Genomic DNA, 9,508 nt, shown 5'->3' with positions numbered 1-9,508 from the left:
AAGAAGTTTGCGTCACCAATTGGCCCTCCGGTGACGCAAACTTCTTGATCACGAGGGGTGGGAGGGGTGCCCTGGTCGGGTGGGGCGGACTAGGCTCGCGCGGCATGAGCAGTGAGATTCCGGCCCGCGCCGACGTCGTCATCATCGGTGCCGGGCACAACGGCCTGGTCTCCGCGGTCCTGCTGGCCCGCGCCGGCCTGGACGTCCTCGTGTTGGAGGCCGCCGACGTGCTCGGCGGCGCGACCCGCACCGAGAACCCGTTCCCGAAGGTGCCGGGGCTGCGCCACTCCACCGGCTCGTACCTGCTCGGGCTGATGCCCCCGGAGCTGCTCGCCACGCTCGACGTACGGATCCCGGTACTGCGCCGCGACCCGCACTACTTCCTGCCCACCCCGGGTGGCCTCGGCTCCCCGTACCTGCTCTTCGGCAGTGACACCGCCGCCACCCGGGCGCAGCTCGCCGAGTTCTTCTCCCCCGCCGACGTGGCCGCCGACGACGCCATGCAGGCCGAGCTGGCCGCGCTGCGGGAAGACCTGGCGCCAGCCTGGTTGGCCGAGCCGCTGAGCGTGCCGGAGACCGCCGAGCGGCACGTCCGCCCGGCGCTGCGTCAGGTCTTCGTCGACCTGGTGCAGGGTTCCGTCGCCGACTACCTGGCCCGGTTCGAGTTCCGCTCCGAACTACTGGTCAGCATGTACGCGGTCACCGACGGCCTGTCCGGGCTCAACGCCGGCCCGGACGACCCCGGCACCGGGCACAACTTCCTCGTGCACAACATGTGCAGACTCCCCGGCTCCGGCGGCACCTGGATGATCGCCGAGGGTGGCATGGGCACTGTCTCGCGCACGTTCGCCGAGGCCGCGCGCGCCGCCGGGGCGACGATTCTGACCGGTACGCCGGTGCGCGCGGTGACCCTAAACGGCGGGGCGGCGAGCGGAGTGGTGCTGGCCGACGGTCGGGAGATCGCCGCCCGGGTGGTGCTCGGCGCGTGTGACCCGTACCGGTTGATGGACCTGTTGCCCGACGGCGCGCTCCCGGCGCCCCTCGGCGAACGGATGGCGGCGGTCCGCCGGCCCGGCACCACCCTCAAGCTCAACCTGGCGCTCACCGGGCTGCCCCGGTTCTCCTGCCTGCCGGACGGCACGCCGAGTCCGTTCGGCTCGACCATCCACCTGCTGCCCGGGTCGGCGTCGCTGGTCGGCGGGGCGGCCACCTCGCCGATGACCGCGCTGCGCGCGATGTGGGCGGACGTGCAGGCCGGGCTACTGCCGGCGGAGCCCACCATCGAGTGGTACCTGCACACCACAGTCGACCCGTCGCTCTCCGACGCGGCCGGGCACCACTCGTCGGCGCTCTTCGTCCAGTCCGTCCCGTACCAGCTGGCCGGCACGACCTGGGAGGCGGAGCTGCCCGGCTACGTCGATCGGCTGATCGGGATCGTCGAGCGGTACGCCCCCGGCACCGCCGACCTGATCGCCGACGCGGTGCCGCTGCCGCCGCCCGGCATCGAGGAGCACTTCGGCATCACCGGGGGGCACATCCACCACGTCGACAACACCGTCTCGTTCACCGACCGGATGCCCTACGCCACCGGCATCGACGGCGTGTACGCCGGCAGCGCCGGTTGCCATCCGGCCGGCAGCGTCATCGGCGCAGCCGGCCACAACGCCGCCCGTCGAATCCTCACCGATCTAGGCCGCTGACCGGTTCCCGGTCGGGCCGGCGGACGGCCGCAGATCACCCGGGCCGCCGACCAGGTAGTAGCCGACCAGCAGGAGGTACGCGCAGAGGCTCAGGATGGGGTCGATGAAGACGACGGCGAAGGCGACGAGGTAGAGCGGGGGTTTGAGCAGCACCCGCCGTGCGATCGCTCGGGCCAGCCGGGGATCCAGGTCGGGGTTCAGCAGTCCACGCCGGCGGGCCCACCACCAGCTCAGGTTGACGAAGATCGCCTCACCGAGCACGGTGCCGAGGTACAGGGCGGCGGTCAACCGCTGATCGGTCGGGCTGCCCCGCAGATTGTCCGACAGCAGGTCGGCGGTGAACGGGATCGTGGCGATGAAGAGCAGGACACCGAGGTTGAAGACCAGCAGCATCTGATCGACCCGGACGATGTACCGCCACAGGTTGTGGTGGGCAAGCCAGACCTGCCCGGCGATCGCGAAGGTGATCACATATGCCAGGTAGGACGGCCAGGCGTGGGCCAAGGCGTCCGGAACCGCTCGTCCACTGTCCCTGGCGGGGCCGGTCTGGAGCAGCTCGACGGCCATCACCGTCAGCACGACCGCGAAGACGCCGTCGCTGAACGTCTCCACCCGGGCGGCGTCCCGGACCTTCTCCCGGCCGCGCCCATACCGGTACTCGTCCTCCCGCGCGCCCTCCGCCACTCCCGCCCCGCTCTCGGTGGTGCCGGGATGCACGCACCCCCTCCCGCGATCTTGCACTTTCTGTCGTCGTTATGGGGCTATTGCCCTACTTTGCACCAACAGAAAGTGCAAGATCTCGGGGGTGAAGGGGTCAGATCACGGCTTCGCCGGCGGGGGCGGGGGTTTCCGCGTCTACCCGGTGGGCCCTCACCTTGTGGCCGACGCTGGTCAGGCAGCGGCCGCTGGGCAGGTCGAAACGCCACCCGTGCAGCTGGCAGGTCAGCTGGTCACCCTCGACGATGCCGAAGCGGGTCAGGTCCGCCTTCAGGTGCGGGCAGCGCCGCTGCACCACCCAGTCGCCCAACGTGATGTCCTCGGCGTCGGTGCTGCGCTCGTGCTCGTCGTACCAGCCCTCGGCGTACTGGAGCCGCTCCTCTGAGAGGCACTTGAAGAACGCGTAGACGAACTCGTTGTACTGACCGATCCGGGCCGCCGAGAACCGGCAGGACAGGAAGAGCGAGTTGACCCAGTCGACCTCGTCGATGAAGAGCAGGTGCTCGATCAACGACCGGTCGGTCCGGAACCGGTAGCGCACCTTCTCGTCCGCGTACGGTCGGACCTCCTTGCCCGGGAAGTCCACCACGATCGACTCGATGCTCTCGCCGTCGTAGCCGACAAGGTCGAAACGGACCGGACCGCCGACACCCTTCGCCAGGTAGATCGACTCGTCGAGCAGCGGCTCGATCCGACGCTTCATCTCCCCGAGCACGTCCACCTCGGGGTGCCGCCAGGACGCCTTCTCCGCCTCGATGATCGGGCGCTTGCGCTCCCGCATCTCCTCCAGGTACGCGACCTTGTTCGCGAAGAACTCCTCGATCGGCACCGGGTGGGTGGTGCTCGCGCCCTCGGTGGTCACCTCGGCGACGCTCCCCGGCAGCAGCACGATCCCGTTGGTGCCGCCGACCTTGGCGTACTCGGACAGGAAGACGGACTGGTCGGGGAAGATGTTGCCCTCGTCCCCGTGGATGTCGTTGAACTGCCACAGCGCGTCGTCCAGGAAGCACGGCGGGCCGGCGATCGGGAAGACGTGCGACGCCTTCAGGTCGTCGATGTAGCGCCAGGTCCGGTCGAACTGCCGGTCACGCTTCTGCTTGCCGAACGCGGTCTTCGCCGCCTGCGGCAGCTCGTAGACCATCGGGTACCAGATCGCGCCGGAGAACTGAAGCAGGTGAGCGTGCACGTGGCCCAGCTCGGCGAAGACGCTGAGGTCGGTGGGGCGGGCGTCGTTCTGGTTGAGCAGCCGCACACCCTCGTACTCGACCCAGAGCGAGGAGTCCCCGATCGGCCCGTCGGTCGGGCTGGTCAGCGCCTGAATCATGATCTTCAGCCCGCCGGGCAGCTCCACCACCTGCTCGTTGGGCGCCTTCAGGAACTTGGTGAAGCCCAGCGCCCGTAATTCGTCCTCCATCTCCGAGGTGGGGAACTCGGGCAGCAGGACGGTGGCGTCCTTGGAAACGAAGTCGCGCAGGTGCTTCGCGTCGAAGTGGTCCCGGTGCAGGTGGGAGACGTACAGGTAGTCGACCTGCCCCAGGCTCTCCCAGTCCAGCAGTGAATTGTCGGGGAAAGGGAACCACGACGCGAAGTAGGCCGGATTGACCCACGGGTCGCACAGGATGCTGCCCGCGGCCGTGTCGATCCGCATGCTGGCGTGCCCGGTTCCGGTCACTCGCACCGCACAGTCCCCCTCAAACAGACAATCAGGTGTACGCCAAACGCTACCGGAGCGAGTCTGACCGCCGCCCCGCGACGCCAGTAGTGCCGTTCGGCCCAGTTGGGCCGGGGCCGATGGCCAGGAAACCCCCACCCCACCGCACCGCGTACGAGGCGTGCCAGACTAACCAAAGATCCGATCGCGAGGGAAGGACCGACAGTGGCAGGAAGCGAGCCGGTAACGTCGCCAGACCAGCACAAGCCCGGGCACCGCAAGGCCGGGCAGATCGGCGCCGTGCTGTCCGCACTGGCGCTGCTGGCGATGATCTGCGGCAACCACGAGGGCAGGGTCGAGGACATCTGGCTGATCGGCCTGGCCGCGCTGCTGCTGATCATCGTGATCGGCGACGTCGTGCTGCGGCGCAGCGGTCTGCGCTCCTGACCCGACCCACCGCCGGACGACCGGCCGACGAACGCCGAGGGCCCGCCCCCACCAGGGGGACGGGCCCTCGTCCGTGTCGCGTCGGGTCAACGCCCGAAGAGGATGTCCTGCACGTCCTTGAGCGCGGCGTCGACCTCGGCCTCGAAATAGCCACCCGGAACCAGGCCGAACCGGAGGGTGTCCAGGTCCTTCGGGTCGACCGGCATCGGGTTGCGGCGCTGCATGCCACCGAGCAGGGTCTCGAAGAACCGGTCCACCTGGTCCGGGTCGTACCCGCTGCCGAACCGGCGCACCTGGAAGCTACGGCGGATCTGGTCGACCCGGTACAGGTCGCTGCCGGGCGGACCGGCCATCGGGGGACCACCCATCGGCGGGCCAGCAACCGCCGGCGGGCCGGCCATCGGAGGCGGGCCGGCCATCGGCGGGCCACCCATGCCCTGCTGCGGCAGCGGAGGCGGACCGGCCGGACCACGGCGCATGTCGCGCGGGTCCCGCTCCGGCATCCGGATCTCGGCCGTCATGTCGGCACGACCGTGCCGCCCGGCCTCGAAGCCGTCGAAGCGCGGCTCCTCCGGCGGCGGCGGATAACCGCCGGGGGCGCGCTGGTCGTCGGGGCCGTACCCGCCGCGCTGATCATCCGGGCCGTACCCACCGGGCGCACGCTGGTCGTCCGGGCCGTACCCACCGGGCGCACGCTGGTCGTCCGGGCCGTACCCACCGGGCGCACGCTGGTCGTCCGGGCCGTACCCACTGGGGCCGGCGGGCAGGCCGCGCTGCGGCATGCCGTGGCCACCCATCGGGCCGGGGCCCATCGGGCCACCGGGACCCATCGGGGGGCCGGCCGGGCCACGTGGCGCGTCGTAACCACCGCCGCGGGGGGCGTCGTAGCCACCGGCGAAGGCGCCGGTCGGCTCGTCGTAGCGGCCGTAGGGCGGGCCGGCCTGCGCGGGCATCGGCCGGGGCGGCATCGGCTGCGGAACCATGCCCCGGTCGTCACGCACCGGAGGACCCATCCGGTCCGGTGGGCCCATCCGGGGGTCGCCGCCGCGCCCGGCGCTGTTGCGCTCCTCCAACTCGGCCAGCTGCCGCTCGACCCGGTCCAGGTGCAGGTCGACCTGCCACTCGTCGTAGCCGTTGAAGCGGACCCGGAAGACGACGTCATGAACCTCCTGGGAGGCCACCGGGGCACCGACCTGTCGGCCGTCGAGCGTCGCCTCGACCCGGTCGAGGAAGGCATCCACCTCGTCGACCTTGTATCCCCGGCGGAGCGCCTTGCGCCGGAAACGCTGACCCTGACTCGCCACTATGTCTCCTGGTCTCGTTCGCCACGCCCGGTCACGCCGGTGCATCTCCGGCGCGGTCGGTGTTGGTGTCGTTGTCCTCGGCGGCGGCGAGCTGGCCACACGCGCCGTCGATTTCGCGACCTCGGGTGTCCCGAACCGTGGTGGACACCCCGGCGTCGCGCAACCGCCGGACGAACTCCCGCTCGACCGGCTTCGGGCTCGCGTCCCAGCGGCTGCCCGGCGTCGGATTGAGCGGAATGAGGTTCACGTGGGCCAATTTGCCGGCCAACAGCCGCCCGAGCAGGTCGGCTCGCCACGGCTGGTCGTTCACGTCCTTGATCATCGCGTACTCGATCGACACACGACGGCCCGTCCGGGCGGCGTAGTCCCACGCTGCGTCCAGCACCTCGGCTACCTTCCAGCGCTGGTTTACCGGCACGAGTTCGTCGCGCAGATCATCATCGGGGGCGTGCAACGACAACGCAAGAGTCACTGAGAGGTCTTCGCTGGCCAGTCGGTGGATGGCCGGAACCAGGCCGACCGTGGAAACGGTGATGTGCCGCTGGGACAGGCCAAGCCCCTCCGGAGCCGGGCTGACCAGCCGACGGATCGCCTCGATCACCCGGTTGTAGTTGGCCAGCGGCTCGCCCATGCCCATGAAGACGACGCGCGACAGCCTCGGCGGGGAACCCGCGACCACGCCGGAGGCCGCCACCCCGGCCATGTACACCGCCTGGTCGACGATCTCCGCCGTCGACAGGTTGCGGGTCAGCCCGGCCTGGCCGGTCGCGCAGAACGGACAGGCCATGCCGCAACCCGCCTGGCTGGAGATGCAGACGGTCACCCGGTCCGGGTAGCCCATCAGCACGCTCTCCACCAGCGCGCCGTCGTGCAGCCGCCAGAGCGCCTTGCGGGTCGCGCCGTCGTCACAGGCCAGCTCGCGCACCGGGTTGAGCAACGTCGGCAGCAGTTGGTCGGCCAGCCGCTCCCGGGTCGCCGCGGGCAGATCGGTCATCGCCTGCGGGTCGCGGACCAACCGCCCGAAGTAGTGGTTGGAGACCTGCTTGGCGCGGAAGGCCGGCTCCCCCAGCCCGGTGACCAACGCCTGGCGGCCGGCCAGGTCCAGGTCAGCGAGGTGCTGAGGGGGCATGGAGGCCCGGCGCGCGGCAGGGGCGACCGAGATGGCGGGGATCAGGGGCAGGCTCGTCATGGCTGGTCCAGTGTGTCACGCCGTCGGCGGCGGGTGCCGGTCCGGAGGTGTCGAACGGGCCGCGACCGCCGGAGCCGGATGACCAGGTCGCCGTGATTCATACCTCAGTTCACCACCGGCACCAGGACCGCCAACAGCAGGTAGGCCGTCGGCACCGCGAACAGGATCGAGTCCAGTCGGTCCATCAGACCGCCGTGGCCGGGCAGCAGGTTGCTCATGTCCTTCACACCGAGATCCCGCTTGATCATGGACTCGGCCAGGTCGCCGAGGACCGCCGCGCAGGAGACGGCCACCCCGAACAGCGCACCCCACCAGGGGGCCACCTCGAACATGAGCCACAGCAGCAACGCGCTGCCCAGGGCCGCCGCGGTAACCGAGCCGGCGAAGCCCTCCCAGGACTTCTTCGGGCTGATCGACGGGGCCATCGGGTGTTTGCCGAAGGAGACGCCGGCCGCGTACCCGCCGGTGTCGGAGAGCACCACCCCGATCAGGGTGGCCAGAATGCGCAGCGGCCCATCGTCGGGGGCCGCCGCCAGCAACGCCGCGAAGCCGGCGAGGAACGGCACGTAGACGGCGATCAGGGTGGCCGCGGTGAGATCCCGCTGGAACCCGGCCGGCCCGTCACCCAACCGCCAGATCATCGTGCCCAGCACGGTGACCAGCAGCCCCAGGCTGAGCGCGTCCGGGCCGGCGAACCAGGCCAGACCCACTGTCAACACGCCACCGCCGATCAGCGGCACCAACGGCGGGTGCGCGCCGCTGCGCCGGACCGCACGGGCCATCTCCCACATGCCGATGGCGACCGCGGCGGCGATCACCGGCAGGAACGCCAACGGGTAGACGACAAGCGGCACCACGATCAGCGCGCCGAGGCCCAGCCCGACGCCGATCGCCGCGGGAAGGTTGCGCCCGGCCCGCCCGGTGCCCAACTGCTGGGTGGCCGGTCGGTCGAGGCTGGCCCGCCGTCGCCCCTTCGGCCGTCGACCGCTGGTCGGAGCCTCGTCCGGCACCACCTCGGCCCGGATCGGCTCAAGTTGCTCGGTCGGGTACCCCGGGGCGTCGACGTGGGCGGGAGGACCGTCGAGGCGGCTCGGCTCGTCGAAACGCCCACGGCCCGGGCCGTCGTAACGCGGCGGCCCGTCGCCGGCGGCCGGGGGACGGTCCAGGTACCGGTCACCGCGACCCCGGTCTTCGTACCGGTCGGGCTGGTTGCGGTCGTCCACCTGCCGGTCACGGTCGTCGAAACGATCGTGCCGGTCGCGGTCGTCGAAGCGGTCGTCCGGGCGGACCGGGCGGCCCCGCTCGTCGTACGGGTCCGTTGGGTGCGGGTCGGCGTACGGCCGGGCGTGCGGCTCGGCGTACAGCTCAGGGCCGGCGGCCGGACGGCGGCTCCACTGGCCGGCCTCCAGATCCTCCTCCGGCCAGGGCAGCGCCACCGGGCGCTCCGGCCGGTTCCAGCCGCGAGGCTCGCTGCCGTAGGGGTCGGGGTGGGACATCACGCACCGCGAAGCGGCACGAGAACCACCACATGACGCAAGACCACAAGCATCCCCTACACGTGCGATGTTCCTCCGATTGACCGCCCCGACGGTCGGTCGATCCCCGGTGTTCACCACCCGGTGGCCGGGAATCGTGCCGAGCCTACTGCACCCGCCGGATCCACACGGCGGACGAGGCACGCCGACGGACGTCACCCGCGCCGCCAGCCCGCCGACCAGCGACGCACACCCATTCGGTACGACGCACGTTCGCCCGGATCGCCCCGGCGCGCACCAGGACCGTCCGGGTCCCCATCCCCTGCCAGAGAGCACGAGGCCCGTTCCCGACGTCGGGAACGGGCCTCGGAACAGCTCATCCGACCAGCGGGTGGACGATCACACCTCGAGCAGCTCGGTTTCCTTGTGCTTCACCAGGTCGTCGATGCTGGCCACGTACCGCTGGGTCAGGTCGTCGAGTTCCTTCTCGGCGCGGCGGCCGTCGTCCTCGCCGGCTTCGCCGTCCTTGACGATCCGGTCCAGCTCCTCCTTGCCACGGCGGCGGACATTGCGGATGGCCACCTTGGCCTCCTCGCCCTTGTGCCGGGCCACCTTGATCATGTCGCGGCGGCGTTCCTCGGTCATCTGCGGGAGCAGGATGCGCAGCTGGTTGCCCTCGTTGTTCGGGTTCACCCCGAGGTCCGAGTCGCGGATCGCCTTCTCCATCGCGTTGATCTGCGAGTTGTCGTACGGCTTGATGATGGCCATCCGCGGCTCGGGAACCGCGATGGACGCCATCTGCGTCAGCGGCGTGGGCGTGCCGTAGTAGTCGATGATGACCTTGGAGAACATGGCGGCGTTGGCGCGACCGGTACGGATGGCGCCGAACTCCTCCTTGGCGTGCTCAACCGCACGCTCCATCTTCTCCTCGGCCTCGAGGAGGGTGTCGTCGATCACCGGTCTCCTCGCCTCCTTCTGTGCTCGTGGTGGGCTCTGCTGAAAGTCGTCAGACCGTTGCCGCCATC

At 70.6% G+C, this 9,508-nt stretch carries 8 protein-coding genes; 2 read left to right on the top strand and 6 right to left on the bottom strand.

Features of this window, described 5'->3' with window-relative positions:
• Positions 1-104: 104 nt before the first annotated feature.
• A complete protein-coding gene (locus ABZU52_RS14355) occupies positions 105-1,700 on the top strand; it encodes an NAD(P)/FAD-dependent oxidoreductase (RefSeq protein ID WP_354971490.1) in 1,596 nt (531 codons plus the stop codon).
• Here the strand turns inward: ABZU52_RS14355 and ABZU52_RS14350 are convergent.
• Positions 1,689-2,384 (bottom strand): TMEM175 family protein, encoded by a 696-nt coding sequence (locus ABZU52_RS14350; protein ID WP_354971493.1) that lies wholly within the window; start codon positions 2,382-2,384, stop codon positions 1,689-1,691. The genes ABZU52_RS14355 and ABZU52_RS14350 overlap by 12 nt on opposite strands.
• Positions 2,385-2,514: 130 nt before the next feature.
• The gene (locus ABZU52_RS14345) at positions 2,515-4,095 is read right to left on the bottom strand and encodes a Rieske 2Fe-2S domain-containing protein (protein ID WP_354971489.1); all 1,581 of its coding nucleotides are present in this window, start codon (positions 4,093-4,095) and stop codon (positions 2,515-2,517) included.
• 198 nt (positions 4,096-4,293) lie between these two features.
• Here ABZU52_RS14345 and ABZU52_RS14340 point away from each other — a divergent pair, with 198 nt between their 5' ends.
• Positions 4,294-4,515, top strand: a complete 222-nt coding sequence (locus ABZU52_RS14340) for a DUF2631 domain-containing protein (RefSeq protein WP_091400308.1) — start codon at positions 4,294-4,296, stop codon at positions 4,513-4,515.
• Positions 4,516-4,601: 86 nt separating this feature from the next.
• Here ABZU52_RS14340 and ABZU52_RS14335 read toward each other — a convergent pair whose 3' ends face one another.
• The 4 genes from ABZU52_RS14335 to frr form a co-directional block, all read right to left on the bottom strand.
• Positions 4,602-5,819, bottom strand: coding sequence for a DivIVA domain-containing protein (locus ABZU52_RS14335; RefSeq protein ID WP_354971488.1), 1,218 nt, complete (start codon positions 5,817-5,819; stop codon positions 4,602-4,604).
• A gap of 31 nt (positions 5,820-5,850) precedes the next feature.
• Entirely contained in the window at positions 5,851-7,008 is a 1,158-nt protein-coding gene (gene rlmN / locus ABZU52_RS14330; RefSeq protein ID WP_354971487.1) for a 23S rRNA (adenine(2503)-C(2))-methyltransferase RlmN, read from the bottom strand.
• 104 nt (positions 7,009-7,112) lie between these two features.
• The gene (locus ABZU52_RS14325; RefSeq protein ID WP_354971486.1) at positions 7,113-8,504 is read right to left on the bottom strand and encodes a phosphatidate cytidylyltransferase; all 1,392 of its coding nucleotides are present in this window, start codon (positions 8,502-8,504) and stop codon (positions 7,113-7,115) included.
• A gap of 378 nt (positions 8,505-8,882) precedes the next feature.
• Positions 8,883-9,440, bottom strand: a complete 558-nt coding sequence (frr, locus tag ABZU52_RS14320) for a ribosome recycling factor (protein ID WP_088946658.1) — start codon at positions 9,438-9,440, stop codon at positions 8,883-8,885.
• Positions 9,441-9,508 lie beyond the last annotated feature (68 nt).

The organism is Micromonospora sp. NPDC005220 (assembly GCF_040607895.1).
GTDB lineage: Bacteria > Actinomycetota > Actinomycetes > Mycobacteriales > Micromonosporaceae > Micromonospora.
Note: the sequence above shows the minus strand (reverse complement) of the source record. Positions and strands in the feature narration are given on the sequence as shown.